Consider the following 26913-nt stretch of genomic DNA (forward strand, 5'->3'; position numbering starts at 1 on the left):
TTAGTTTAATGCTGATTTGTATTGGCTTAAAAGTTTAGTGAATTTTGCAATTGTATCTTCCATTGAATCATCACTTCTTCCGCCAGCTGCATTTGTATGCCCGCCACCATTAAAGTGTGCACGCGCAAATTCATTTACTGAAAAATCACCTTTAGATCGTAGTGACATTTTTACATACGGTTCTTGTAGGTTTTCTATAAAAATTGCAGCAAATTTAATACCTTTTAATGATAATCCATAATTTACTAAGCCTTCGGTGTCACCTTTCTTAAAATCGTAGCGTTGTAACTCTTCTTTACTTATTGTGATATATACCGTATTGTATTCTTCTAAAACGACTAAATTTTTCAATGCACAGCCCATTAATTGTAATCGACTTAAGCTATTGGTGTCATAAATAGCATTGTGAATGGCAGCATTTTCAGCACCTTTATCAATTAGGTTTGCAATAATTCGGTGTGTAGTACTTGTCGTAGCTTTGAATCGGAATGATCCTGTATCTGTCATGATTCCGGTGTACATACACGAAGCCATTTCAGCAGTGATACTATCCTCATCGCCTAAAAAAGCAATAAAATTATACACCATTTCACAGGTAGAACTCATGCTTGTATCAGAATACATGAATTTTGCATAGTCAGATGGTTGCTGATGATGATCAATCATAATAAAAGTAGCTTCGGAAGCTGCAACTGAGTGCTCCATATCGCCAATTCTACTCAAATCATTAAAATCTAACGTAAAGATAACATTGGCGTTTTCCAACAAAGCTTCTGCTTGTTCACGTTGACTGTCAAACTTTACAATTTCACTTTCACCAGGCATCCATTTTAAAAAATTAGGATAATCATTTGGTGCAACAATTACAGCGTTATGTTCTTTGTTTTTTAAGTAGTGCCATAGTGCGAGCGTTGAACCAACAGCATCTCCATCAGGGTTTTTATGTGGAATAATAACAATATTCTTTAGTGTTTTTAACAACGTTTGTATGCCTTGTATTTCAGCTTCGTTCATGCGTATGTATTCTGTAATTTGACTCTTCAACGTATGAAAATAATGAAGATTTTAGCACTTCTTATTTCATAGCTGGCTAATATACTAAAATACAGTTGCAAATAAATTGTATTTGTGTACTTTTGCACCGAAAATCAAGTATGATTTTTACAAAATAAGAACTATAATAATTTATACATACCGTAATGGCTGGAAAAAGAACTTTTACCATGATCAAGCCTGATGCTGTTGAAAACGGACACATCGGAGCAATTTTAGAAAAAATTACTGCCTCAGGATTCAACATTGTTGCATTGAAGTTAACGCAATTAAGTAAGCGTGACGCAGAAGAATTTTACGCTGTACACAACGAAAGACCTTTCTTTGGTGAGTTAGTAGAATTCATGACAAGAGGACCAATTGTAGCTGCAATTTTAGAAAAAGAAAATGCAGTTAGTGACTTTAGAACCTTAATTGGTGCTACAAATCCTTCAGAAGCAGCAGAAGGAACAATCAGAAATTTATATGCAACTTCTATCGGAGAAAATGCAGTTCACGGTTCTGATAGCGATGAAAACGCAGCTATTGAAGGTGCTTTTCACTTTTCAGGAAGAGAGATTTTCTAAGTAAAAAAACAAAAAATATTTTATAAAGAGAAGCTTCAATCGTTTGGTTGAGGCTTTTTTGTTTTAGACTTTTTTTAGACACGCTGGCGCTTTTGGATTATTAGCATACGTTTTACGCTTAGTTAATACAATTAATGTTAGTATGCATCTAATGAAAATAATTGTTAGACAAAATATTAATATTTATAATATTATAAGACCAGATTTATTTTATCAAATGTTTACCTGAATAACTGCATTGGAAACATAAAGTGAGGTAAAAATGGATTAAAAAAATCTCAGATAAGATAGTTGTCTTATCTGAGATTTCATCCATTCAAAACTGTAATGTTTTTTTAGGAGGTATCAAGCGAAAGAATAAAATTTAATAAGCTTATTATCTTTTAGCATTCGGGGCACTAAACCCATTTTTAGATGTATTTCCGTTTGTACCAACTGAATTGTTTCCTCGAACTACGAGTATTCCAGCTACATGTGGAGACGCCATAGAAGTTCCTGAAATTCTGTTGTATCCACCGTTTAACCAAGTTGACCATACATCTGTACCTGGAGCCCATCTATCTACAGAAGCACCATAACATGAGCTACCGCTTGGAGTGATATTACGTCTAAGATTACCAACCATCCAAGTACGGCTAGTTTGCAAACGTTGTGGAGAATAGAATAAAGTATTGTCATTACTATTACCAGCTGCTATAGCACCAGAAATTTTATTACCTAATGTTGTAAACGCATTGTCTATGGCAGTGCTAGTTTGTCGATTCTCGAAACCAACAGAATAATTATATACGTCTCCTGCTAAAGAGGTGTTATATGTATAATCAACTCCAGCAAGAATACCGTCAAGAGAACCACTTCCATCATCTCCAAGAATTTTAACAGCTACTAATGTTGATCCGTACGCAACACCTATAACACCAGAACCATTAGCTTTAGCTCCAATTGTTCCTGCGACATGTGTACCATGACCATCTCTGTCAATCCAATCTGTTTCATTCAAAGTAGAAAAATTTTTTGAATATTGACTGTTTATAGTTAGGTCTGGATGTGGAGCAATCCCTGTATCCATAACAAATACATATCTATCAGTATCTGTATTATCTCCTCTTCCAGTATAATCAACGCCCCACGGTAAAAAATCTCCGCTTGGCAAGGTAGTATCTGATTTTCCGTTTATTCCATTATTTGATGGTAACTTTACTCCTTGAGGATTTTTTGGTTTTGGTAAATCACTGATAACTTTGCGATTAGGTTCGATAAAATCGATGCTTTCATCATCTAATAAGATTTTTACATCTTCACTTGATAGGTTTTTGGCATGAAAACCTTGAACTGCACCAGTGTAAACAAATCCTAAATTATCTTCACCTTTACCAATTAGCTTAAGAGTAGCTAATGATTTTGTTCTGTAGTAATTCTGAATTTTTATCAATTCAGGAGTTTTTCCTCTTTTTGTTGGAGAATAATTCATCTTACCTGAATTTGCACTTTTTTTGTATACGATGATATATTCATCTTGTATAACTTCCGTTTGGTCAGATCTTTTTTCTAAAAGATCATCATCGATTGTTGTAACACTATCCGTTGAACAGGATGTAATGAATACTAGTAATAATACGTAAATTAATTTGAAATTCTTTTTCATGGTATTTGGTTTATTGGTTAGGGACAATACTACAATATATTTTTTTTGGAAGGAAAAGGTTAAACTTACTTTTTTAAATGTTTTTACTTATTTTTTTTAAGGTTTTTGCTTATTTTTTAATGTGAAAAATAAACTAACTTTAGGGGAAAGTAGAGTTTGTGAAACTTAAATTATAGCAATGCTATAACATTAAGAATTAGTTTTTTTCTGAAATGAGTCGACAGTAAAATGTAGATTTTTGAACAATAAGGAGACAAAAAAATGTGAGCTTTTGGATTTTTAGTATCGCTTCGCTTTTAGTAGATTCGTTTTTGTCTTAGCAGGAATAATAAATCTAAGAGCATAAGTGAGTCTAGAAAATAAATCTATCGTAAAATAATATGCTTAATCAAATCTTTGCCCAAACTTTCATTAAGTAATCGGATGATTTTTTCTTTTCCATAGCTCAATTCTTCTCGCAATACCGCAGAAGATAGTGATACATGAAGCGTATCGTTTTTTAAAATAACATTTGTAGTATATGTATTTACACCATTTCCCATCAATTTTGCCCACGCATCACGCGCATCAATTTTGTCCAAACCATCTTCTAATCGGTGTTCGGAAACAAAATCTTTCAGTACTTCGCTAATGGCTCTATGTTCAGTGTGTCTTTTTTTCAAAATAAATTACAATTTAAAAATCTCGTACGATTGATGAATCTCTTTTACTATTGCTTCTGTTCTGTCTACATGCGTGTCGCTGATAAACAATTGTCCGAAATCATCATGATTTACCAATGACATAATTTGTGCAACGCGTTCTTCATCCAATTTATCAAAAATATCATCCAATAATAGGATAGGAGTTATATTTGCTAATTGTTTAATAATATCAAACTGTGCTAACTTTAATGCAATTAGAAACGATTTTTGCTGTCCTTGACTCCCAAACTTCTTGATTGGATAGGTTTCTATCGCAAATAATAAATCATCTTTGTGTGCGCCAACACTAGTATATTGCAAAACTTTGTCTCTAGCTAAGCTTTCTTCTAGCAAAGATCGAAAATCTTTTTCATGTAGCTGACTTTTGTAACTGATATTAACAATTTCTTTTTGATTGGAAATTGCGTTGTAACGCGAAATAAAAATTGGTACAAACGCTTCTACAAACTTTTTACGTTCTGCATAAATTTTAGTGCCTAAATCGTGTAATTGATCGTTATATATACTAAGTGTGTCACCATCAAATGTACTATTCAGCGCAAAATACTTCAACAATGAATTTCGTTGCGAAAGCACTTTATTATAATTGATGAGGTTTTGTAAGTATTGTTTGTTCGATTGCGAAATAACACCGTCCATAAACTTTCGACGTGTATCGCTTCCTTCAATAATTAAATCGCGATCTGCGGGTGAAATTATCACTAATGGAATAAATCCGATGTGTTCCGATAGCTTATCATACGGTTTTCCATTGCGTTTCACGATTTTCTTTTGTCCTTTCTTTAAAGAACAAATAATATTTTCGTCTCTTTCACCTTTTTCATACAAACCATCAACCACAAAGAAATCTTCTCCATGCTTAATATTTTGACTCGCAACAGGATTAAAATAGCTTTTTCCGAACGATAAATGGTAAATAGCGTCTAACACATTGGTTTTCCCAACGCCGTTATTCCCAACGAGGCAATTTATTTTTGGATTGAAATCAAAAGAATTTGTGTCAAAATTCTTATAATTGATCAGAGATAACTTCTTTAGAAACATGAAAATAGTAGCGTCATTACAATAAAAATGCAAATTATTGAAAAATATCAAATAAATAAGCTTTTAGTTCTACTTAAAAATTTTATTTTTGCGCACATTAATAATACAATTTATGGCAACTTACAAGAAAAGAGGATATAAAGTAAAGACTAAAGAAGAGAAGGGGAAAGAAGTTTCTGCTGAAGATATTGATAGTACAACAGCAGAAGTCTTTAATACTTTAGATGAAACTGCGTCCAAAACGGAAGAATGGGTAGCAGCTAACCAAAAATATATCTTTATCGGTATTGGTGCGATTGCTGTTGTGCTTTTAGGATACTTAGTGTATAGCAAAGTATTTTCAGCACCAAAAGAAGCAGAAGCTGCAAACGAAGTGTTTCAAGCAAATTCATACTTCAACCAAGCAATTAATGTCAATGTAAACGATGAGGTATTGAACGGACTCGCAACAAGAGATTCTTTATTTACGTTAGCATTGAATGGTGGAGACGGAAAATTTGGTTATTTGAATATTATTTCTAACTATTCAGGAACAAATGCTGCAAACTTAGCAAACTATAGTGCTGGAATTGCATATTTGAACTTAAACAAATATGAATTAGCAATCAAACATTTACAAGCGTTTGATTCGTCTGATATTATCATCGGAGCGAAAGCTAAAGGAGCTATTGGAGATGCATTTGCTCAATTAGGACAACAAGCTGAAGCATTAGAATACTACGAAAAAGCATTTAAGCACAGTAAAAATGATGCAACAACACCTATCTTTTTATTAAAAGCCGGAATGACAGCTTTAGATTTAGGAAATGGTAGTAAAGCATTAGAATATTTCAACAGAATTGAAAGTGAGTATACTAGCTTTAAGAGTACTGCTGATGGAAAAATGTTAGATGCATATATTGGAAAAGCTGAAGCTTTGAAATAAAATTATGGCAACAGTAAATAAAAATTTATCTATATACGATAAAGCTACAATCCCAAATGCGAAAGACTTTCGATTTGGGATTGTTGTTTCTGAGTGGAACGAAAATATCACTGAAGGACTTTGTAAAGGCGCAATTGCTGCCTTAACAGAGAATGGCGTAACGGAAGCTAATATCATTCGCTGGGACGTTCCTGGAAGTTACGAATTGGTCTATGGAGCAAAACGTATGCTACAAACGCAAAATGTTGACGCTATTATTGCTATTGGAAGTGTAATACAAGGAGAAACGAAACATTTTGATTTTGTTTGTAGCGCAACTGCACACGGAATTAAAGACTTAAATGTAAACCACAATACTCCTGTAATTTTTTGTGTGTTGACAGATAATACCTTGCAACAAGCAATTGATCGTTCAGGTGGAATTCACGGTAATAAAGGAGTTGAAGCGGCAGTAGCTGCGATTAAAATGGCCGCATTGCGAAAACTTTAATCACGATTCTTTATAAAATATAAAAACCGTTTCGGAATATTTCTGAAACGGTTTTTCTATTTTTATCTTTGTCACTCCTGCGAAGGCAGGAATCTATTGTGGTAAAAGTGAAGTTGTATGTGGATTCCACATCAAGTGCGAAACGGAATCACAATACACTTATTCTTCTTCGTCAGTTGTTTCTGTTTCAGGAAGCTGAAAAAAGCTAAATACGGAACCGCCATAACTTTTAGAGAAACTAAAGTTTGGAACATGTTCTAATTTAGTTTCTTTAGCGTGTTCTATAATTAAAAAACCATCTTCTAAAAGCAATGCTCTTTCAAAAACGATCGTTGCGATTCGTTCAAATTGTTCTTGTGTAAACGCATACGGAGGATCTGCAAATACGACATCCGATGTTAAGTGTGTACGTTCTAAAAACTTATATACATCACTTTTAATCGCTGTAATATCGAGTTCTAAAGTTTCTGAGGTCTTTTTTATATAACTAACACAGCCATAATCGCCATCAACGGCAGTAATGACTTCTGTACCGCGTGAAGCAAATTCATAACTGATATTTCCAGTTCCTGAAAATAAATCGAGTACGCTAATTTCGTGAAAGTAAAAATGATTATTTAGAATATTAAAAAGCGATTCTTTTGCTAAATCGGTTGTTGGTCGAACAGGCAGCTTTTTAGGAGCTGTCAATCTTCTTCCTTTATGTTTTCCTGAAATAATTCGCATCTAAAAGTTTGTTAATAAGGTGAAATCGCGATGACTTGCGGGTTTTTCTACATTTGTAGTAAAATTGAAGCTGTAATTTTTCTCTAGAAAATCAACATTGCGAATGTACGTATAGGCAACAGTATATAACACATCTTCTTTTGAAATATCACCTAGAAAATAGAGTTGAAGCGTATTTGTGTTCAATTCTAACTGTTCTAAAGTAAATAATAAGTAGTAAATAAAATCTTCGGAAGAACTGTATTCAAAGGAATTGTATAACAGTAATTTTTTGTTTTGAATGATGATAATTTCAAACTGTTCCTTTTGTACATGCACATATACGGTAGGTTCTTCGCTATTGTTTGATAGTTGAAAAATATTCTCAATCAGTATCGTTGCGAAATGTCGATACGTAAACGCGCCATATTTTTCAAAAAACAAGTTGTTGATATTTACATACGGAATGTATACATTGACCATGTCATTGTTTGAAATCACGTCAAAAGTCATGTAATCGTTTGCTAAAATCTTGTTGTTGTATTTTAGATAATCTGCAAGGTTTTTATCAGAGAATAAAGGTTTTGGTACAAACGTCGATAAGGTATTGATATGACTTACAGTAACAGCTTGAAAAGACTGTTCAAGGATTTCAGCGTGCTGTTCAAAAATGGTATTAATTTCGGTTTCTAATTGTAACGGATTTGTTACGGTATTGAATTGAAAATGACGAATATCCGTAATTTCATTCTCAATGGTATCTAGGATACAAAAAGAAAGTCCATTCAGAGATACCTGAATGGACAACTTTTGAAAATCTAATTGATTTGTATGTTTATTTTTTGTCTTCAATTTCATAGCTTGTTGGCCAATTTCCACTATCACTCACCTTTTCAAGGGATCCAACGAAAATTTCTTTTCCATCAACTTCATCTACAGAAACGATTCTTTGTTCTTGTCTTAATAAATCTTTATTTAAGTCATGTAAAATAATGTCTTTGTCTACAGATACTTTAAAAACAGGCGCTGTATACCCATTAATGATTAATGAGCCAACCTTCATTTTAAAAGTCTCTTTATCATTTTTAGCATGCGGTACATATTTCATTTTCTTATAACGATCAGTGCCTTTAAACAGTGAATCTCTTACTGGTTTAAAACTAAGTGTATCAATAATAACTTCTTCTTGAAGCTTATCAATCTTGTATACTTTGTCGAATACAATATAACTCGTATCTCTTTTTTCTACAATTGCATACTGAGCAGTATCAATAAAACGCTCTAGTGCTGAAAAATCTTTTGCATAATCTCCAGTAATCGTTTTATGTGCTAGTTGTGAATCTCTAATATCTTTTAAATTATCAATGACATTAGCGTAACGCTCTGTTTTAATTTGCTTAAATTTAACAGGTGCCATAATTGACATATATATCTTATAACCGAAGAATACAGATGCTAATAAAAACACTATAGAAAATACAGGTCTTACTTTTCGTGGAATTAACTTTTCAATCAAAAACAAAAGTCCGATAGCTACAACTAACGCTACGACTAGAATAATTGGTGTTTTCAGTGCTTCGAATGAACCTTTTTCAACTACGTTACTATCTTGAGCTAATACTAAAGCTGGAAGAAGTAAGAAAGCAGTTATTAATGATAAGACTAAATTGAATTTTTGTTTTGCGTGTTTCATCTCTATTAAGAATAGTTTTGTTTAAGAACATCAATATACGCAAATCTACAATTTTTTTTTAATCGTAAAAGTATTTCACTAAAAAAAGCATGTTATATTTATAAAAAACCAAATGTTCCGCATTCATTCAATTTACTTTTCTATTTTCGCTATGCAATACACAGCAAAAAGAGGATAATTACTACATTATGGACGCAACTGCATTTTATAAAATACTAAAAAGTAAATTTCCACACGAAGTTACTTTCAAGCAAGATGTAGTTTTACACAAGCTTTCGGAGTTTATTTATGGCGATGATAAAGATGCATTGTTTCTGCTAAAAGGATATGCAGGGACAGGAAAAACAACGACTATTGGTACGTTAGTCACACATTTATGGCATACAAAAAAAAAGTCAGTACTATTAGCTCCAACAGGTCGTGCGGCAAAAGTAATTAGCAACTATTCCAAAAAGCAAGCACACACAATTCACCGAAAAATTTACTTTCCCAAGAAAGATAAAAGTGGTGGTGTAAGCTTTGTATTGCAACCTAACAAGCATCGTGACACATTATTTATTGTGGATGAAGCATCTATGATTCCCGATTCGCCAAGTGATTCCAAACTGTTTGAAAATGGTTCTTTGCTCGATGATTTAATGATGTATGTCTATGCTGGACATAATTGTAAATTAATTTTAATTGGAGATACCGCGCAGTTACCACCAGTAAAACTCGATTTAAGTCCAGCCTTGGATGAACGTACGTTGGAACTAAATTATGACAAAAATGTTACCGTCATTGAACTAGATGAAGTTGTACGTCAAGATTCAGATTCTGGAATTTTAGTAAACGCAACCAATTTACGCGAACAATTGCATGATGAATTCTACTCGGAATTCAAATTTCAACTGTCGTCTTTTCCAGATATCGTACGTTTAATTGATGGCTACGAAATTCAAGATGCAATTAGCGATTCATATTCCGATAACGGAAAAGAAGAAATGGCAATCATTGTGCGTTCTAACAAAAGAGCAAACGTATACAATCAACAAATTAGAAATCGAATCTTATTCAATGAAAATGAATTATCTGCTGGAGATTATTTAATGGTTGTCAAAAATAATTACTTCTGGTTGCCAGCAACTTCCGAAGCAGGATTTATTGCCAATGGAGATATTATTGAAGTATTAGAAATTTTCTCAATCAAAGAATTATATGGTTTCCGATTTGCGGAAGTAAACATACGTATGGTCGATTATCCAAATCAGCAACCTTTGGAAACCGTTTTGTTGCTAGACACGATTCATGCAGAAACACCAGCGTTATCCTACGAAGATGGAAACAAATTATATCAAGAAGTTATGGCCGATTACGCAAGTGAAACTTCAAAATATAAAAAATTTCTAAAAGTAAAAGGGAATAAGTTTTTCAACGCATTGCAAGTAAAATTCAGCTATGCAATTACCTGTCACAAATCGCAAGGTGGACAATGGAAAACGGTTTTTATTGAGCAACCATACTTGCCAAATGGCGTTGGAAAAGAATACATGCGTTGGTTATACACCGCAATGACACGAGCCCAAGAGCGTTTATATCTTATTGGTTTTTCAGACGATTTCTTCATTGAATAGCAAAAAAATATGTGTTGTTATAAAAAGAAAATACGCGACTAAAAATATTTTCTTTATTTTTAAAAACTTAACAATCACTAATTCTTTATTGTATGAACAATTTATACTACAAGCCTTCGGGCAAATTTAACCCTATTAGTTTTTTATATCTCGCGTTAGCCATTGGTATTGCTGCGCCATTATTAGCTTTCATTTATACATACGCAATTTTATACATTCCATTTGTGTATCTAAACTTTCTATGCATAGCAGGAATTGCTTTCGGATTAGGATTCGTCGCAAACTTTGTGATTGGATTAGGAAAAGTGAGGAACAAAATACTAGCCATTGTATTTGGTTTGATTGTTGGATTGGCAGGCATATACGCAAGTTGGATTGTTTGGGTTGCTTATCATGTAAATTCATCTGCATTTGTAGAATTAACATTCCTAGATATACTAAAAAATCCTAATGCTTTATGGAGTATGATTTGGGAAATAAACGAAGTAGGAACTTGGACAATTGGTAGAAGTGGCGGAAGCGTTAGTGGTATGTTCCTAACTGTAGTTTGGGTTATAGAAGCACTTGCCATGATAGCATTTCCTGTATTTTTTGCTTATACCAAAGCATGCGAGCCTTATATAGAAAATGATGATAATTGGGCAGAACAAACAGCTATTGGACCTTTTGAATACATTCCAAATGCTGGAATACTAGAAAAACAACTAGAGGCTAAAAACAACGAAGAATTAATGGCAATGTTACCCGCAGAAAATGCAGGACAAGGTTCACATTCGGTATTGACAGTATATCACGGAAAAAATAGAAGTCAATCGAAAGAATTCTATTTATCTGTTAAAAACATGCAGCATAAACTTGACAAAGAAGGAAAGTCAGATTTTACTGAAAGAGAACTCATTAGCTTTATTCATATTAGCAAAGATACGGGACAACAACTCTTTGCAAAAATTGCAGCTGATGCAGCAGTGACCGAAATAAAAGATTAATTTACATTCTTATCATTAAAATTGTATTTTTGAGATTATAAAAACAGCGCATTTGAAAATTATAGCAATGATTCCAGCACGATATGCAGCTTCTCGATTTCCAGGGAAGTTGATGCAAGACTTGCATGGAAAAACCGTGATCACCCGAACGTATGAAGCAACTGTTGCTACTGGACTTTTTGAAGAAGTGTATGTAGTGACGGATAGCGATATCATTCGTGAAGAAATCGCTCGCAATGGTGGAAACGTTATTATGAGTCAAAAAGAACACGAATCGGGAAGTGATCGCATCGCGGAAGCGGTACAAAATGTTGCAGCAGATATTGTGATCAATGTGCAAGGCGATGAACCGTTTACAGAAAAAGAAAGTTTGGAAAAAGTAATCAATGTGTTTTATGATGATCCAAACAAAGAAATCGATTTGGCTTCGCTAATGGTGCAAATTAAAGATTGGGACGAAATCAAAAACCCAAACACCGTAAAAGTTATTGTTGATCAACGCAACTTTGCGTTATACTTTTCGCGTTCGCCAATTCCATTTCCAAGAGATGAAAATGCAGGCGCAAAATATTACAAGCACAAAGGAATCTATGCGTTTCGCAAACAAGCATTACTTGATTTTCACGAACTGCCAATGAAAACTTTGGAAGCAACGGAGAAGATAGAATGCATTCGCTATTTAGAATATGGTAAAAAAATAAAAATGGTAGAAACGTCTATAGAAGGCGTAGAAATTGATACACCTGAAGATTTAGAACGCGCGAAAAAAGTATGGAAATAAAGTATAATACCGTAAAAGTAATCGCTTTTGATGCCGATGATACACTTTGGGTAAACGAAACCTACTTTAGAGAAGTAGAACATAAGTTTGCACAATTGTTATCAGCATACGAGACCGAAAATACGATTGATCAAGAGTTGTTTAAAATGGAAATGAAAAACCTTTCAATCTACGGTTACGGAATCAAAGGGTTTATGTTGTCTATGGTTGAAAGTGCAATTGAACTTTCTAACGGGAAAATTTCAAACAAAGTACTCTCTGAAATTATCGAATTGGGCAAAGAAATGATTGCAATGCCCGTAGAATTGTTGGATGGTATTGAAGAAGTTTTAGAACAATTAAGCAAAAAATACAGACTATTAGTCTTAACAAAAGGCGATTTGCTCGATCAGGAACGAAAGCTTGAAAAATCTGGCTTGACCAAATATTTTCATCATGTAGAAGTGATGAGCGATAAAAAAGAAAAAAATTACCAAGATTTGTTAGACCATTTAGAAATAAATGTGAACGAATTTTTAATGATTGGAAACTCGTTAAAGTCAGACGTATTACCAATTATAAACATAGGAGGAAAGGCAATTCATGTACCATTTCATACGACTTGGCAACACGAAACAGTTTTGCCAGATGAAGAAACAAACGAATATCATGTAGTGAAAAGCATTGTTGAAGTGTTAAATTATATATAGTGAAGAAATTAAACGTACAGACGTGGAATCGTAAAAAGCACTTTGAGTTTTTCAATACATTTCAAGATCCGTTTTTCGCAGTAACCGCGTCAATGGATGTGACTAAAGCGTACGATTTTGCAAAAGCATCCGGAAATAGTTTCTTTGCAGTCTATTTGCACGATTGTATGAAAGCAGTAAACGCAATTGAACCATTTCGGTATCGCATTGAAAATGAAAATGAAGTAGTGATTCACGAAGCAATTCACGCATCAGCGACGATCATGCGACCAGACAAAACCTTTGGGTTTTCGTTTATTGACTATGATGCTGACTTTGAAATATTTAAACAGAATGTTGAAGCAGAAAAAGAACGAATAATAAATTCGGATGATTTGTTTCCGCCCAAAAACAGTGAAGATTGTGTGTTCTGTTCCGCATTGCCTTGGGTGAATTTTACAGGACACAAAGAGCCGTTTCACGGGAAAAAAGAATCGGTTCCTAGAATAGCTTTCGGTAAAATGGAAGCCACAAATAACAAAAAAATACTATCGGTTTCAGTATCGGTAAATCATGCATTGATGGATGGCTATCATGTAGGACTGTTTACCGAAAAGTTTCAAGAAAATTTGCTGAAACACTAAAAAACCTAGTGTAATATTTATATTTACATCATTAAACTAACTAACTATGCAGTATAAAAACTTTCCAATGGTTCCCAGAGTAATCTTCGGAAGAGGAAGTTTTAACCAGATACAAGAAATTTTGTCACCAAAACGCGTGAATACCAAAGCGCCGTTTATCTTTTTGGTGGATGATGTTTTTGAAGATAATCCTTGGCTAATAGATAGAATTCCAATTCGTTTTTTAGATCAAATTATTTTCGTGTCTGCGGAAGAAGAACCTAAAACTTCACAAGTAGACGCTTTGGTTGAAGAACTAAAATCGCGATTTACACAAAATCCATCAGGAATTATCGGAATTGGAGGCGGAACGTTATTGGATATGGCAAAAGCTGTTGCAATAATGCTTACCAATGAAGGAAGTGCTGCCGATTACCAAGGTTGGGATTTGGTCAGTACTGAAGCTGTATACCATGTTGGAATTCCAACTATCTCAGGAACTGGCGCGGAAGTTTCACGAACAACAGTTTTAACAGGTCCAGAAAAAAAGTTGGGAATCAACTCAGATTTTACACCATTTGATCAAGTTGTATTAGATCCAGAATTGACGCGTGGCGTGCCACAAAACCAATGGTTTTACACTGGAATGGATTGTTATATACATTGTATAGAATCGCTCACAGGAACTTATTTGAATGCATTTAGCCAGAGTTATGGTGAAAAAGCACTGGAACTGTGTAGAAACATTTTCTTAGAAAAAAATGTACGTGATGAAGATTCAGAAGACAAATTGATGATGGCTTCTTGGCATGGCGGAATGAGCATTGCCTATTCGCAAGTTGGTGTTGCACATGCAATGAGTTACGGACTTTCGTACTTACTCGGAACGAAACACGGAATTGGTAATTGCATTGTTTTCAATCACTTAGAAGAATTCTATCCGCAAGGAGTTTCTGAATTCAAAAAAATGGTTCGTAAACACGATATTGACATTCCAACAGGAATTTGTAAAGACTTAACAGACAAAGAATTCGACAAAATGATTGACATTGCGTTGATGTTAGTTCCACTTTGGGAAAATGCTTTGGGCAAAAACTGGAAGGAAATCATCACGCGTGAGAAGCTGAAGAATATGTATAAGAAGATGTAGCTTTGACTTTGCTCAGCTGCCGTTTTAGATGTGAGTTGTTAGTATTGAGTATTGAGAATTTTTTGCTAAATGTTTTTTGATTCGTCTTTGCGAGTGAAACGAAGCAATCTGTTTTTTAATATTGCTAGAAGCTACCAAAACACAATCTTCTCTTAATTAGACAGTACAATACTTAAAACTTCAGTAAATTAGCAAAGCCATTACAAAAAGAACAATCAACACTTAAAAAACTCCCTAAATGATGCGAGCTATTTACAAATTCATTTACTTCAAACTCATGGGTTGGAAAATTAAAGGCAATTTTTCTGATGAAGTAAAAAAGTGTATCGTAGCCGTTGTTCCGCATACGAGTTGGCACGATTTCTTTATTGGATTGATGATTAGAAGCATCACAAAAAAAGAAATCAATTATGTAGGGAAAAAGGAATTGTTCAAGTTTCCGTTTGGTGCTTACTTTCGTTGGACAGGCGGCGCGCCGATTGACAGAACTCCAGGTCAAAATAAAGTGCAAGCAATGGCAAGTGTATTTGAAGGAAAAGAAGAATTTAGATTAACGTTAGCGCCCGAAGGAACTCGCGGACGCGTTGAAGAACTCCGCACAGGATTCTACTATATTGCAAAAGAAGCAAAGGTGCCAATTACTCTAGTGGCGTTTGATTTTGGCAAAAAAGAAGTCAAAATTGACGAACCTTTTTACCCAACAGATGATATGGAAGCTGACTTTGAATACATTCACAAATTTTTTGAAGGTGTTGTTGGAAAAGTTCCTGAAAAAAGTTTTCGTTACAATGTGTAAATTACATTACATATTCGTTTTCTTCCTTTGTATGCAATTTGCAATTGCACAAGATATTTCAAAAGATACTGTCATAAAGCCTTTTGAGATTAATAAACGCTTCTTGTCAGGTATAAATATCCCAAAAGTAAAATTAAAAGCACATCCAGAAAGAGCATATTTCCAAAGAACTATCTACAAAGGTTCAGATTTAAGTGTATTTATTTTATCTAGTGAAACAGCTACAAATACAATCAAAGATTTTTCAGTAGATGAGTTTGTCTACTATTTAAAAGGTAAAGCAGAAATTAAGTTGGAGAATAATGAAAAACGATCTTTCCTTTCGGGAGATTATATCTGTGTTCCAAAAGGTTTTTCAGGAGAATGGACAAATAATGAAGGAAACAAGTATCATTTAGAACTTTCTGTTATTTCAAACAAAAGAGCTGATAAAGAGGCGGTTTCTATACCAAGTATTCCTTTTTTGTTAGATCGAGAAGTGCTTTCAGGGATCAAAAATGAAACGACACTTTTTTCTGGTGTGGAATTGAACATAGAGATTGTTTCAGAAATCCCAGGGCATAAAGAAATTTCACCAACAACTAAAGATCAATTTATACATGTTTTAGATGGGATGATCGTAATTTCCGCTAATAATGACTCATTGGAAATTTTCCATCGTGGAGATTTTTTTGTTTTACCAAAAGGGTTTTCAGGAATATTGAAAACGGAAGCACAAGATACGTGTAGAATGTTAGTCGTGACAGCTAAATAAGCTTCTAACTAAAAATGTGCCCAACGGGAATCATGATTATTTTTGTGCATGAGTTATATTTTTTGTTTCGGGAGTTTTTGTTCTTTTTATATTCGACAATTCATAGTGCGCAATAGCTTTTTGTTTTAAAGGGTTTTCTTCCCAATCAGACCATTCATTTGTATACGGATCATATCCGCATTTTAAAGGTTTCGAATATAAATTTGCTGGTTCTTCGGTATATGCGCGGCAATCGGTACAGACATATCGAAACTCACAATCTTGGCATACAAGCACGAAATCTTTCTTAAGGTTCCAAATCGAAGTAAACTCTTCATTTTTGATAACTTCCGATAAATTAGTTTCTTTAATATTTCCAAAAGATGTCGCCATTGACGGACAATTTTTAATTGAACCATTGGCATCAATAGATACTTTTCGATTCAAACAAGTATTGTGAAAATGTGCTTCCATATAATGACTTTTCACAGCATTAAAATATTGTTTCTCTACAAGCCCACAACAGGTTTCGTCGGTTAATACTTGCGTCGTGTGATAAATGGAAGATAAGCTTTTAATCACGTCGTATTCGTCATTCTTGTCCGCAGCATGCACAATAATATTCGAGATTTTTGTGTGATTATGCATGAGTTTAATCAACGCATTCAATGGCAACTCATCACTATCTTTTACATAAATTTCTAAATATTCAATACAAGTCAGTTTTACACTATTTGCTAAATATTCCAATTGTTCAATGCTTAACGAAATGTACGAACGAATTTGTACGGCTTCGCACTGCAATTCATTCAATTGTGAAATTGTACGTTCGTAAATGGCTTTCGTAACTTCAAAATCTTTAATGTCAATAATACTATTTGTTATGATTGATGGATTTTTCCAGTCAATTTTGATTTCAGGAAAATTAGTTCGGATTTTATCATTTGCCAAAAAACCATATTCGTTTTCTAAAATATACGATACATAACTTTCTACAATTCCTTTATTTTCGACTCCGTAAATTTTAAACAATGTTTTTATGGAATACAGTTTTGCATTCTCCATAAAATTGATCATATCGTTCGGAATTAAGTCAAACTTTCCACGTTGACTATCGGTCAATAAAGCTCTGCCATGTCCTTTTGTAATCAAACAAGAAGCAAATAGCATCAGGTATTTATCGTTGGTATCTTGGTTTAGTGAAAACATCTCAAAATAGGTTTATGATATTTGGTGTCAACAGGATGAGAATCGGTTTGATACGTTGGTAATTCTATAATTTTAATGTGTCCAGCATTATCTACCAAGTTGCTTTGTCCTATTAATTCGGATAGAAAAAATACGGCTTCAAACAACTCAGGAGTTTCGTCCATCTGTTGCGTTAACGCTTCAATAATTTGTTCGTCTTTCATGATGTTAAATAGTTAGCAATTTTTTCATCTAAAAAATAATTACACGGTTTAGAAACCATATCGTATTGTCCTATTGGGTTGATTTCTAGAAAACTATATTCATTTTCCGTCGTGTAAATAATATCTAAAGAAGCAGAGTTTAACTTAAATTTTTCCAGTAATGCTCTCAGTTTTGTTTCTAGCGAAGTTGGCAATTGATATGGAACGCATCTATTGGGCGATTTCATATTATAATTTCTAAAATCGACTTTTGTTTTATCGTCATTCTGTGAAAATATCGCCATCGAATAGAAGGTATCCACTAAGAAAAATGTGCGAATTTCAAATTCTTTTGCTACTAAATTTTGAAACAAACTCACATTGAACGAATCGGGTAATATATCAATATTTTCTAGTGTAATTTTCTTGGTCATCAAATCGGCAAACACATCTCCTTTAATATTAGGATCTAAATTATTAACAGCTTTTGTGATGATTTCTGTATGCGTGATGATAAACTCTTTTAAAACCGCTTTCGAGTTTGTAATTAGAGTTTTAGGTGTTGTGATATTTAATGTTTTACACGCTTCTAAAACGGCTAATTTGTTAATATTTGATGAGGTTTGATATTGATTTAACGATCTGTCTGCCAACGAATTTTCAATCGTGTTTGTAATATCGCGTTCGGCTTCTTTACTAAAATAATTCAAATATCCATGAAAGGTTTTATCGTTGACATTCCTAAGTTTACGTCTGCTAAATGTGTCCCATCGACCTCTGCGATACCAATATTTTGAAACATTTCCGAGCGAAATTGTATTTCCGTCATGCGCGAATTCAATTGCGTTTCCGATCACTTTCAAATCTTTCAAAAATGTAGTGTCATTGAGACGTAAAAAATCGGCATTGCTGTGTTTCAACCATTTTACCACTTGCGTCGTAGAATAATCGTCTCCATTCGATTTAATCAAAATCATACTAAAAAAAGGTTTTAAAAAGGGAGAATTACACAATTCTCCCTTCATGATATTTATATCTTATAGCATTGATGGATCTCTGTCATTAGGCTCAAGACTGTGATCGAATCGTATATCGCTATGATGATCTGCCATTGCTGGATGTGGCGGACAACTTGTTAAGTATGTTCTACTTGTTCTATACGAAGAAGATGCACCATCAGACAAGTCAGTTGCTCCCACAATGCTTCCTGTGTTTTTTAGCTCTTTCGCTTTGAATTTTCCGTTTTTTAAACTTTCTAGTTTTTTCATAATTGAAATTGATTTATAATAACGCCTACTCTGATTATAAAAGGTTTTTCAGCTAACACCTCCGAATGCTGCGCAGCAAAACGTTTTTTTATTTCTAAAGAAAAAAGGTATCGGTTGTTGAATTTGTAAATTACACAGATACAGGAAGTTAGCGGTACTGCAAAATGTAGTATTTTTTTGTAGTACGTATTATTAAAATACAGGAGTTATATATAGAAAAGAAAAAAAGAGTACTATCGATGATCCCAAGAACGTTCATCATCTTTATTACTTGGCGATAAACCTAAGATTTCATTTTTGGTATTTACACCCAACCCTAGAACGGTTCTGTTGGCATAATTAAAATACGAAACGACTTGATTTACTTCTAAAATTTCGCCATCATCGTAGCTAAATTCGCGAAGCGTATCAATATCACCACGCGTCAAATCTGCGGCAGCGAACGTTAACTTTTTAGCATACGTTACCAATGCCATTTCTTTTTCAGATAAAAGAGTAGCTAAAGAATCATTTTCAATATGTTTTCGGATAGCAGCTGCCTTTTTATCATTTTGTAAAAAGCGCTTCATGCCTGCAAAATGATGCTCGTAGCAATAATCACATTTGTTGATGAAACTTGTGTACGTGCCTAACAATTCCAGAAACCAATTTGGAAACGTATTATCCGAATGATGCAAGGTGTTTTTATACAAACTCATGTGTCCTGTTAGTGTGTGCGGGCGCAAACTGTGAATGCCCAAAACGTTATCAATTTGGTTGTTTGGGCCTTTAATTTTGGTGTAAATTGATTTGAGTTTCCCCGTAGCTTTTTCAAACGGAATCATCTGTATCCAACTCATGCGTGCTATATTTTTTGTTTCGGAAGTTTTTGTTCTTTCTGTTTTTCTTTCTCTTGTCCAATTGCGCCCGGAAATGACAAGTTTGTACTCGAATAAATAGTTCCAAATGTATAATTTGCATTGTAAACTTGTGCAACGGCATCTGTAATTTGCGCTTCAGAAAGCTCTTTTAAAGGATGAATAAACACTGACCAAAGTATACCATCAGAAATTGCATATTTCACATCTAAAGCGGTGTGAAAGTTCGCGGTTAGGCAATTCTTTAATATTTTTTCATCAACATTTGAAACCTCTGTAATTGGAGAAATGATCCGCATTCGATTGTTTTTTTCATCTGTGAGACAAATAAAAATTTTGTCGTTCACAGCAAAACGCCAATTTCCCGCTTGTCCTTGAATGGTATCTGCTTGTTTGGTTAGCAATTCACCTAACGTAGTATTGTTCATGTTTTGAGCGTTTACAGCACCAAAACTTAGGAGTACGATAACGAGTATTGATATTTTTTTCATCCGATTGATTTTTTTAGCTAAAATATCAGTCGAACAAAACTGTAAAAACAAACAAATTGAAGCGATTGATTTATTCGTCTATTAAAATTTCTAACAACTGAATCGCCGCTTCGCTGATTTTTGTTCCAGGACCAAAAACGGCAACAGCGCCAGCATCAAACAAAAATTGATAATCTTGATGTGGAATTACACCACCAACAATCACCATAATATCATCACGTCCGTATTTTTTTAATTCTGCAATGACTTGCGGAACCAAAGTTTTGTGTCCAGCCGCTAAAGAAGAAACGCCTAAAATGTGAACATCATTTTCCATAGCTTGTTTGGCTGCTTCCGCGGGTGTTTGAAATAATGGTCCAATATCTACATCAAAACCAACATCTGCATATCCAGTTGCGACAACTTTAGCGCCTCTATCGTGTCCGTCTTGTCCCATCTTTGCAATCATGATTCGTGGTTGGCGACCTTCTTTTTCGGCAAATTGAGCTGCCAATTCTTTTGCTTTTTTAAACGAACTATCGTCTTTTATTTCTTTGCTATACACGCCTGAAAATGATTTGATTTGTGCTTTGTATCTTCCAAAAACAACTTCCAATGCATCTGAGATTTCTCCTAATGTTGCTCTTTTACGCGCAGCATCAACTGCTAAAGCTAGTAAGTTCTCATTCTCAGATTTTGCTGCTGCTGTCAATTTCCCCAACGCTTCCGTAACTTCAGCTGCGTTTCGGTTCTCTTTCAATGTAGCCAAACGCGCCAACTGTGCCGTTCGAACTGTTTGATTGTCTACTTCTAAAATATGTAAAGGATCTTCTTTTTCGAGTCTGTATTTATTTACACCAACAATGACATCTTGCCCAGAATCAATGCGCGCTTGTTTTCTAGCCGCAGCTTCTTCAATTCGCATCTTCGGAATTCCAGCTTCAATCGCTTTGGTCATTCCGCCTAATTCTTCCACTTCTTCAATGAGCTTCATCGCTTTATTCGCGATTTCATCCGTGAGTTTTTCAACATAGTAACTTCCTGCCCAAGGATCTACCGTTTTCGTAATTTTGGTTTCTTCTTGTAAGTATATTTGTGTGTTTCGTGCAATTCGCGCAGAGAAGTCCGTAGGCAAGGCAATTGCTTCGTCCAATGCATTTGTATGTAAACTTTGCGTTCCACCAAATGCTGCTGCTGCTGCTTCTATACAGGTGCGTGCTACATTGTTAAACGGATCTTGTTCTGTGAGACTCCAGCCGCTTGTTTGGCAATGTGTGCGTAATGATAATGATTTTTGATTTTTTGGGTTGAATTGCTTTACGAGTTTTGCCCACAACATTCTGGCAGCTCTCATTTTAGCAATTTCCATAAAATGATTCATTCCAATTGCCCAGAAAAATGAGAGGCGAGGAGCAAAGGTGTCAATGTCCATTCCTGCGTCAAGTCCTTTTCGGATGTATTCTAAACCGTCGGCTAATGTGTACGCGAGTTCAATGTCGCACGTGGCACCAGCTTCTTGCATGTGATATCCTGAAATACTGATACTGTTGAATTTCGGCATGTGTTCCGAAGCATATTCAAAAATATCTGAGATAATTTTCATCGATGGCGTTGGCGGATAAATGTACGTATTTCGCACCATGAACTCTTTTAAAATATCATTCTGAATTGTTCCTGCTAAGTGTTCAGGTTTTACACCTTGTTCTTCTGCAGCCACGATATAAAACGCCATAATTGGCAATACCGCGCCATTCATCGTCATGGAAACCGACATTTTATCGAGGGGAATTTGATCGAATAGAATTTTCATGTCTTCTACAGAATCAATAGCAACTCCGGCTTTTCCAACATCACCAACCACACGTTCATGATCGCTGTCATACCCACGATGCGTTGCTAAATCAAACGCAACCGATAATCCTTTTTGCCCTGCGGCTAAATTTCGTCTGTAAAACGCATTGCTTTCTTCCGCAGTAGAAAATCCTGCATATTGGCGAATTGTCCAAGGTCTGCGAACATACATTGTAGAATATGGTCCGCGAAGATTTGGCGCCAAACCAGCTACAAAATCAAGATGTTTCATGTCTTGCACATCTTCTTTTGAATACGATGATTTGATTTCAATGTCTTCCGCCATTTTGAATGCGCTTTGTCCATTTTCTTTTGAAATCGCTTTCGCTGAATTGTCTAATGTGATATGTTGAAGATTCTTTCTACTCATTTTACAATCTTATTTTTTGAACGTACGAATCAAAATCGTTTGCTCTTCCGGAGTTGAACGTCAATATAAATGTTTTTCCTTTTCTGTTTACTAGATAAAAATAGGTATAGCCTTGCATATTTTCACCCGTTGATTCATCTTTTCCTTTTAGCATAAAGATGGCTCTGAAAATACGATCGTTTCCTTTTTTAATAATTCCAGCTTTCTTAAAAGAACTTTGAAATCCTAAAATTCCAGCAAGTGCTTTATGGTCACTATTTAAGTATGATAAAATTTCTTGCGAAACTTCTTGATTTATAGGAATGTAAGGTAAGGTTTTAAATGCAATGTCTAATTTGCGATCTTCACTTGCCATCATATAGAAATTGCCAGCACTTCCGTATTTTAAATTCAAATACCGTTCGTATTCAATTTCTTTAAGTTCTTCATTTTCAATCTTTTTAATGAACGCTATGTATTCACTATTGGTGAACAATTTTACATTTTCTGGTACAAATAGATAAATATTTTCAGCGTCTAATTGAATATATTTTCCAGGTACGTTTTTAATAGGTACACTTTTGTCTTTGTTTCCATCACATTGAATAAAAAATAAACTTAGTATAATTATGTAAAATATTCTATTCATGTTTGAGTCGTTCTTTTTCGAGTTTCGTTGCCAAACGTCTCAATTTAATTGGAATGATTACTACTTTTTTTACTTCGCTTGTTGCAAACGGTTCTAGTTCCAAATCGTGTTTCATGCGATCTTCCGGGTTTGGATGTTTGTTTGTTCCGAGTAAAATTTCTTTTCCTTCATCAAATAATGCTTGTTCTTTTGCGGCACTTTCTTTTATTTTTCGGAAAATGGTTTCTGCTTTTAATTGCTTTATAAAACCACCATTTGCTTCAATGTCTTTAAAAAGAGTTAATGCTTTTTCAGCTAATTGCTGTGTGATGCTTTCTATGTAATATGCACCTTCTGTCGGATTGTTTGTTTTGTCAAAGTAACTTTCATCTTTTAAGATTCGGAGTTGATTTCGCGCAATGCGATCGCCAAATTCATTTTCATGATGATATAATGCATCGTACGGTAAGTTGTAGACGAAATCTGCGCCGCCTAATACCGCACTCATACATTCCGTCGTTGTTCGCAACATGTTTACATTGTAATCATACAAGGTTTTGTTGCGCTTTGAAGGTGAAGCAATGATGATACAATCTTGGTTTACATTGTATTCTTTGGCTAAAATACTCCACAAGTGACGTAACGCTTTTAGTTTGGCTATTTCAAAGAAATAATGTCCGCCAACCGTAACGTTGAACGTAATTTTATTCGTGATTTTTGAACCAAAATGATTCAAGTATTCGTTTGCGTGTGAAAGCGCGTAGGCGAGTTGTTGTACCATGGTTGCGCCCGCATTTTGATACGTATCTACATGAATCGTCAACGTACTGCTGAATGTTTCAAGCTGCACTATTTTTTCTAGTGCTTCATGATCTTTTGCAAGATTTTCAAACCAATTTCCTGTGGAAGCCAAGTTTCCAATGACATCTACACCAATCGTAATATTTGCACTGTGTGCTTTCGCGAAAGCGATAACTTCAGTACAATATTTAAGAGACAAAAACTCCATTTCTACATGAATAGGAATGTTTTGTGTTGCTACATTTGCTAGGGTTTTCGCTATTGAAATGGTTTCATTAGCAATGACTAATACTAAACTTTCAGCGCCTCTTGCTAAGATATCTTTGATGTTGTTATTGGCTTCGTTTGCATTTGTGACGCGCATACGTTGCGTTATTTTCCAAGCGGTGGTTTGCGTTGCAATTGGCAGAGTATTGCCATACGTTTCACTGTGATAAAAAGGTTTGATGTCAATACCTTCTTGTGTAGCTGTGATTAGGGTTTGATTGTAATCAGCACCTTTTAAGTCTACTTGTATTTTTTGTTTCCATTGCGCAGCAGAAACAGTGTCAAATTCATCAAATAAGTTACTCATTCTTTGTTGTTTTTAGGCTATCTGCGTACTCGATGATATAAATTTCTTCATTTTCTTTTTTCATGAAATAGTTTTCGCGCGCAAATTTTTCCAATTCATCCATACTAGAAAATGTATGAATGATTTTACGGTCTTTATCGATTTCACTTTGAAGATTCGCTTTTTGCTTTTCTAATAACTCTATCTGTTTATTCAATTCACGATGTGTTAACCACGAATTTGTATCAATGAATAACATCCATATCAAAAAAGCGGTTAATACAATGATGTATATATTTTTGAATGTATTTAGAATCATTTGTTGGCGATTGTGCGAGTTGTTATAAGATACTATAAATGTACTAAATATTAGGTTAATCGTTCGCTAATAATTGTACGTACAATATCAACTGCAACAGTATTGTAGCGATTGTTTGGGATAATGATATCTGCAAACTCTTTTGTAGGCTCAATAAACTGCATGTGCATTGGCTTCAATGTGTTTTGATAGCGCGCTAAAACTTCGTCAATATCGCGTCCACGTTGCGTAATATCGCGTTTGATTCTTCGGATTAAGCGTTCGTCTGAATCTGCATGTACAAATATTTTGATATCAAACATTTCGCGAATTTCTGGATTCGTTAAGATCAAAATACCTTCTACAATCATTACTTTTCGCGGAAGTGTGTGAATGGTATCGCCTGTACGATTGTGTTTTACAAACGAATACACAGGTTGATCAATAGCGTTTCCTTTTTTTAATTCAGTCAAATGTTCGCATAGTAAATCAAAGTCAATAGATCGTGGATGATCAAAATTGATTTTCGTACGTTGTTCGTAACCAAGGTGCGAAGTATCGTTATAATAGGAATCTTGCGAAATAACTCCGACTTCGTTTTCGGGCAATTGTTTTATAATTTCATTTACTACGGTTGTTTTTCCGCTTCCTGTACCGCCGCCAATACCAATGATGAGCATATTTGTCTGTTTTTTTTAGATGGTGCAAAATTAAGTAAATTATTCATGGGAATTATTTTTTAAAAATAAATAGTTTTTGCTTTTGTGTTTCGATAAAAGCGCTATATTTGCAATCCAAATTTTAGGGCATAGTTTTGAATTCTTAACGAATAAAAGCTATAACAAAACACTTTTTCGGGGTGTAGCGTAGCCCGGTTATCGCGCCGCGTTTGGGACGCGGAGGTCGCAGGTTCGAATCCTGCCACCCCGACAAAAAAAGCTTTGCATTTCGCAAGGCTTTTTTTATGCAGTATGTTGAGCTTGCTCAAAAAATACTGTAAAAAAAAAGAATTGTGGGAACGAAGTGAACCAACGCTTTATTTGCAACGTTCCTTTTGTCAGGATCACTGTTTGTAATCCTGCCACCCCGACAAAAAAAGCTTTGCATTTCGCAAGGCTTTTTTTTATGCGATATAGTGAAGGAATTAAAATTCATCTTCAAAAAAACTATATATTTAGCCTAATAATGAATCCTCTTAATTTATAAAACATTTCATCTCATGAAAATTAAATCACTTCTATGCGCATTGGTCATACTTGTTTTTTTTGCGTGTAAAACTAAAGAAAAGAAAACTGATGAATCAATTGAAAATACAGAAATAGTCATAGAATCTGAAGAAGTAGTGGCGGAAGAACCAACTACTGTTTTAGAAAAAGTAGGCACTATAAAAATGGACTATGGTATTATAGAATCGCTTTTGGATACATCTGAAAAGTTGCAAGCTATATTGGAAGAAGATGGAGGAGAAACCCAACTAGAAGGTTATTTTAAAAATAGTAAACCTGTAAAAATTATTCGGACTCAAGTAAGTGGTCATTGGGTTGGCAAGACTTCGTATTATTTTATGAAAGGAAAGTTGTTTTTTGTGTTTCAACAGGAAACCAGCGAAGCTTCTTTACGCGGACCTTATACCGATAAAGAAGTTCGGTTTTATGTTTATGATGGTGAACTGATTAGAGTTTTAGAGAAAGAAAAAACGGTTGCTGAAATTGAAAAAATGGAGCTGTCAAAAGTGCCAAATGTAGATGTAACCGAGACATGGAAAACAAAAACGAATGTCGTTTCAGGTTTTTTGAAAGCTGCAAAAGAGAGTAGTACAAAACTTTTGGAAACTAAAAAAGTTGGTTTGGATAATGGGCGTTGGATTAGTACGGATGATGCGAATGCTGGAATTGAAATTAAAGATGGAAAATTTAGTATGTACTACAAAGGAACAGAAACTGGTGCTGAAAGTATTTTTGATTATGAGTTGACGGAACATGAAGGTGTTGAATATTTGACATTAAAAAATGACACTGGAGAAGAGTTAAAATATTCAATCTTAGAATATTCTGAAGATACTTTCATTATTAGTTATTTGGCACGCGGAAATACACTTACGTATACAAAGGAAAAGTAGCACAAAATCTATTTAGAAATATGATTCATGGAGGAGTACAATTGATAAAAAAGAATGGTAGTCATGAAATCAATTTCATAAGTCGAAATATTATTTTGTATACAAGCGCATTACTATGATTGTGTATAAAATTAATAGTTAAGTATTTGATAT

The 26913-nt window shown here is 34.4% G+C and carries 30 protein-coding genes and 1 tRNA gene; 13 read left to right on the forward strand and 18 right to left on the reverse strand.

Annotated elements, in window-relative coordinates:
* Positions 1–1014: a DHH family phosphoesterase gene (locus H2O64_RS03680; RefSeq protein WP_187560795.1), complete on the reverse strand. Its 1014-nt coding sequence runs from the start codon at positions 1012–1014 to the stop codon at positions 1–3.
* Between the two features lie 185 nt (positions 1015–1199).
* On the opposite strand from H2O64_RS03680, the gene H2O64_RS03685 reads away from it, so the two are divergent.
* Positions 1200–1619: a nucleoside-diphosphate kinase gene (locus H2O64_RS03685; protein ID WP_187560796.1), complete on the forward strand. Its 420-nt coding sequence runs from the start codon at positions 1200–1202 to the stop codon at positions 1617–1619.
* 376 nt (positions 1620–1995) lie between these two features.
* Here H2O64_RS03685 and H2O64_RS03690 read toward each other — a convergent pair whose 3' ends face one another.
* The 3 genes from H2O64_RS03690 to recF form a co-directional block, all read right to left on the reverse strand.
* Entirely contained in the window at positions 1996–3264 is a 1269-nt protein-coding gene (locus H2O64_RS03690) for a S8 family serine peptidase (protein WP_187560797.1), read from the reverse strand.
* A gap of 365 nt (positions 3265–3629) precedes the next feature.
* Positions 3630–3926 carry a DUF721 domain-containing protein gene (locus tag H2O64_RS03695; RefSeq protein ID WP_187560798.1) on the reverse strand — a complete coding sequence of 99 codons (297 nt, stop codon included), beginning with the start codon at positions 3924–3926 and terminating at the stop codon, positions 3630–3632.
* Between the two features lie 6 nt (positions 3927–3932).
* Entirely contained in the window at positions 3933–5012 is a 1080-nt protein-coding gene (recF, locus tag H2O64_RS03700) for a DNA replication/repair protein RecF (RefSeq protein ID WP_187560799.1), read from the reverse strand.
* A gap of 112 nt (positions 5013–5124) precedes the next feature.
* Between recF and H2O64_RS03705 the strand changes: the two genes are divergently transcribed.
* Positions 5125–5937, forward strand: coding sequence for a tetratricopeptide repeat protein (locus H2O64_RS03705; RefSeq protein WP_187560800.1), 813 nt, complete (start codon positions 5125–5127; stop codon positions 5935–5937).
* 4 nt (positions 5938–5941) lie between these two features.
* The gene (gene ribH, locus H2O64_RS03710; RefSeq protein ID WP_187560801.1) at positions 5942–6427 is read left to right on the forward strand and encodes a 6,7-dimethyl-8-ribityllumazine synthase; all 486 of its coding nucleotides are present in this window, start codon (positions 5942–5944) and stop codon (positions 6425–6427) included.
* Positions 6428–6586: 159 nt separating this feature from the next.
* Here ribH and H2O64_RS03715 read toward each other — a convergent pair whose 3' ends face one another.
* From H2O64_RS03715 to H2O64_RS03725, 3 genes are read right to left on the reverse strand one after another with little or no spacing between them, the layout of a single operon-like run.
* A complete protein-coding gene (locus tag H2O64_RS03715) occupies positions 6587–7153 on the reverse strand; it encodes an RsmD family RNA methyltransferase (protein ID WP_187560802.1) in 567 nt (188 codons plus the stop codon).
* Positions 7154–7990, reverse strand: a complete 837-nt coding sequence (locus H2O64_RS03720) for a DUF3822 family protein (protein ID WP_187560803.1) — start codon at positions 7988–7990, stop codon at positions 7154–7156. It abuts the gene before it with no gap.
* On the reverse strand, positions 7968–8825 hold the full coding sequence (locus H2O64_RS03725; protein WP_187560804.1) for a hypothetical protein: 858 nt from the start codon (positions 8823–8825) through the stop codon (positions 7968–7970). The genes H2O64_RS03720 and H2O64_RS03725 overlap by 23 nt, the downstream gene beginning before the upstream one ends.
* A 188-nt stretch (positions 8826–9013) precedes the next feature.
* Between H2O64_RS03725 and H2O64_RS03730 the strand changes: the two genes are divergently transcribed.
* The 8 genes from H2O64_RS03730 to H2O64_RS03765 all read left to right on the forward strand — a co-directional run bounded on the left by H2O64_RS03730 (position 9014) and on the right by H2O64_RS03765 (position 16196).
* Entirely contained in the window at positions 9014–10438 is a 1425-nt protein-coding gene (locus tag H2O64_RS03730) for an ATP-dependent DNA helicase (RefSeq protein WP_187560805.1), read from the forward strand.
* Positions 10439–10530: 92 nt separating this feature from the next.
* Positions 10531–11424, forward strand: coding sequence for an MFS transporter (locus H2O64_RS03735; protein ID WP_187560806.1), 894 nt, complete (start codon positions 10531–10533; stop codon positions 11422–11424).
* A gap of 67 nt (positions 11425–11491) precedes the next feature.
* Positions 11492–12205, forward strand: coding sequence for a 3-deoxy-manno-octulosonate cytidylyltransferase (gene kdsB / locus H2O64_RS03740; protein ID WP_187561156.1), 714 nt, complete (start codon positions 11492–11494; stop codon positions 12203–12205).
* Entirely contained in the window at positions 12196–12894 is a 699-nt protein-coding gene (locus tag H2O64_RS03745; RefSeq protein WP_187560807.1) for an HAD family hydrolase, read from the forward strand. Before kdsB ends, H2O64_RS03745 begins: the two co-directional genes overlap by 10 nt.
* Entirely contained in the window at positions 12894–13517 is a 624-nt protein-coding gene (locus H2O64_RS03750; protein ID WP_187560808.1) for a CatA-like O-acetyltransferase, read from the forward strand. The genes H2O64_RS03745 and H2O64_RS03750 overlap by 1 nt, the downstream gene beginning before the upstream one ends.
* 46 nt (positions 13518–13563) lie before the next feature.
* Complete coding sequence (locus H2O64_RS03755) at positions 13564–14646, forward strand: iron-containing alcohol dehydrogenase family protein (protein ID WP_187560809.1); 1083 nt, start codon at positions 13564–13566, stop codon at positions 14644–14646.
* A gap of 238 nt (positions 14647–14884) precedes the next feature.
* Positions 14885–15442, forward strand: coding sequence for a 1-acyl-sn-glycerol-3-phosphate acyltransferase (locus H2O64_RS03760; RefSeq protein WP_187560810.1), 558 nt, complete (start codon positions 14885–14887; stop codon positions 15440–15442).
* Between the two features lie 31 nt (positions 15443–15473).
* Positions 15474–16196, forward strand: coding sequence for a cupin domain-containing protein (locus tag H2O64_RS03765; RefSeq protein ID WP_187560811.1), 723 nt, complete (start codon positions 15474–15476; stop codon positions 16194–16196).
* A 36-nt stretch (positions 16197–16232) separates the two neighbouring features.
* Here H2O64_RS03765 and gwsS read toward each other — a convergent pair whose 3' ends face one another.
* From gwsS to udk, 11 genes are all read right to left on the reverse strand, one after another.
* A complete protein-coding gene (gene gwsS / locus H2O64_RS03770) occupies positions 16233–17384 on the reverse strand; it encodes a grasp-with-spasm system SPASM domain peptide maturase (RefSeq protein ID WP_187560812.1) in 1152 nt (383 codons plus the stop codon).
* Positions 17372–17587 carry a hypothetical protein gene (locus H2O64_RS03775; RefSeq protein WP_187560813.1) on the reverse strand — a complete coding sequence of 72 codons (216 nt, stop codon included), beginning with the start codon at positions 17585–17587 and terminating at the stop codon, positions 17372–17374. Before H2O64_RS03775 ends, gwsS begins: the two co-directional genes overlap by 13 nt.
* Positions 17584–18543, reverse strand: a complete 960-nt coding sequence (gene gwsG, locus H2O64_RS03780; RefSeq protein WP_187560814.1) for a grasp-with-spasm system ATP-grasp peptide maturase — start codon at positions 18541–18543, stop codon at positions 17584–17586. The genes H2O64_RS03775 and gwsG overlap by 4 nt, the downstream gene beginning before the upstream one ends.
* A 60-nt stretch (positions 18544–18603) precedes the next feature.
* Positions 18604–18834, reverse strand: coding sequence for a hypothetical protein (locus H2O64_RS03785; protein ID WP_187560815.1), 231 nt, complete (start codon positions 18832–18834; stop codon positions 18604–18606).
* Positions 18835–19067: 233 nt separating this feature from the next.
* Positions 19068–19673, reverse strand: a complete 606-nt coding sequence (locus H2O64_RS03790) for a carboxymuconolactone decarboxylase family protein (RefSeq protein ID WP_187560816.1) — start codon at positions 19671–19673, stop codon at positions 19068–19070.
* A 5-nt stretch (positions 19674–19678) separates the two neighbouring features.
* Positions 19679–20182 (reverse strand): hypothetical protein, encoded by a 504-nt coding sequence (locus H2O64_RS03795; RefSeq protein ID WP_235982761.1) that lies wholly within the window; start codon positions 20180–20182, stop codon positions 19679–19681.
* A 70-nt stretch (positions 20183–20252) separates the two neighbouring features.
* Positions 20253–22382 (reverse strand): methylmalonyl-CoA mutase, encoded by a 2130-nt coding sequence (scpA, locus tag H2O64_RS03800; RefSeq protein WP_187560817.1) that lies wholly within the window; start codon positions 22380–22382, stop codon positions 20253–20255.
* Position 22383: 1 nt separating this feature from the next.
* Positions 22384–23010, reverse strand: coding sequence for a hypothetical protein (locus tag H2O64_RS03805; protein WP_187560818.1), 627 nt, complete (start codon positions 23008–23010; stop codon positions 22384–22386).
* Positions 23003–24364, reverse strand: coding sequence for a methylmalonyl-CoA mutase subunit beta (locus H2O64_RS03810; RefSeq protein WP_187560819.1), 1362 nt, complete (start codon positions 24362–24364; stop codon positions 23003–23005). Before H2O64_RS03810 ends, H2O64_RS03805 begins: the two co-directional genes overlap by 8 nt.
* Positions 24357–24662 (reverse strand): FtsB family cell division protein, encoded by a 306-nt coding sequence (locus H2O64_RS03815; protein WP_187560820.1) that lies wholly within the window; start codon positions 24660–24662, stop codon positions 24357–24359. Before H2O64_RS03815 ends, H2O64_RS03810 begins: the two co-directional genes overlap by 8 nt.
* 50 nt (positions 24663–24712) lie before the next feature.
* The gene (udk, locus tag H2O64_RS03820) at positions 24713–25321 is read right to left on the reverse strand and encodes a uridine kinase (protein WP_187560821.1); all 609 of its coding nucleotides are present in this window, start codon (positions 25319–25321) and stop codon (positions 24713–24715) included.
* Between the two features lie 175 nt (positions 25322–25496).
* On the opposite strand from udk, the gene H2O64_RS03825 reads away from it, so the two are divergent.
* Positions 25497–25571 (forward strand) — tRNA-Pro (locus H2O64_RS03825).
* 289 nt (positions 25572–25860) lie between these two features.
* Positions 25861–26760, forward strand: coding sequence for a hypothetical protein (locus H2O64_RS03830; RefSeq protein ID WP_187560822.1), 900 nt, complete (start codon positions 25861–25863; stop codon positions 26758–26760).
* The last annotated feature ends 153 nt before the right edge of the window (positions 26761–26913 follow it).

It is taken from the genome of Kordia aestuariivivens, assembly GCF_014397005.1.
Taxonomy (GTDB): Bacteria; Bacteroidota; Bacteroidia; order Flavobacteriales; family Flavobacteriaceae; genus Kordia; species Kordia aestuariivivens.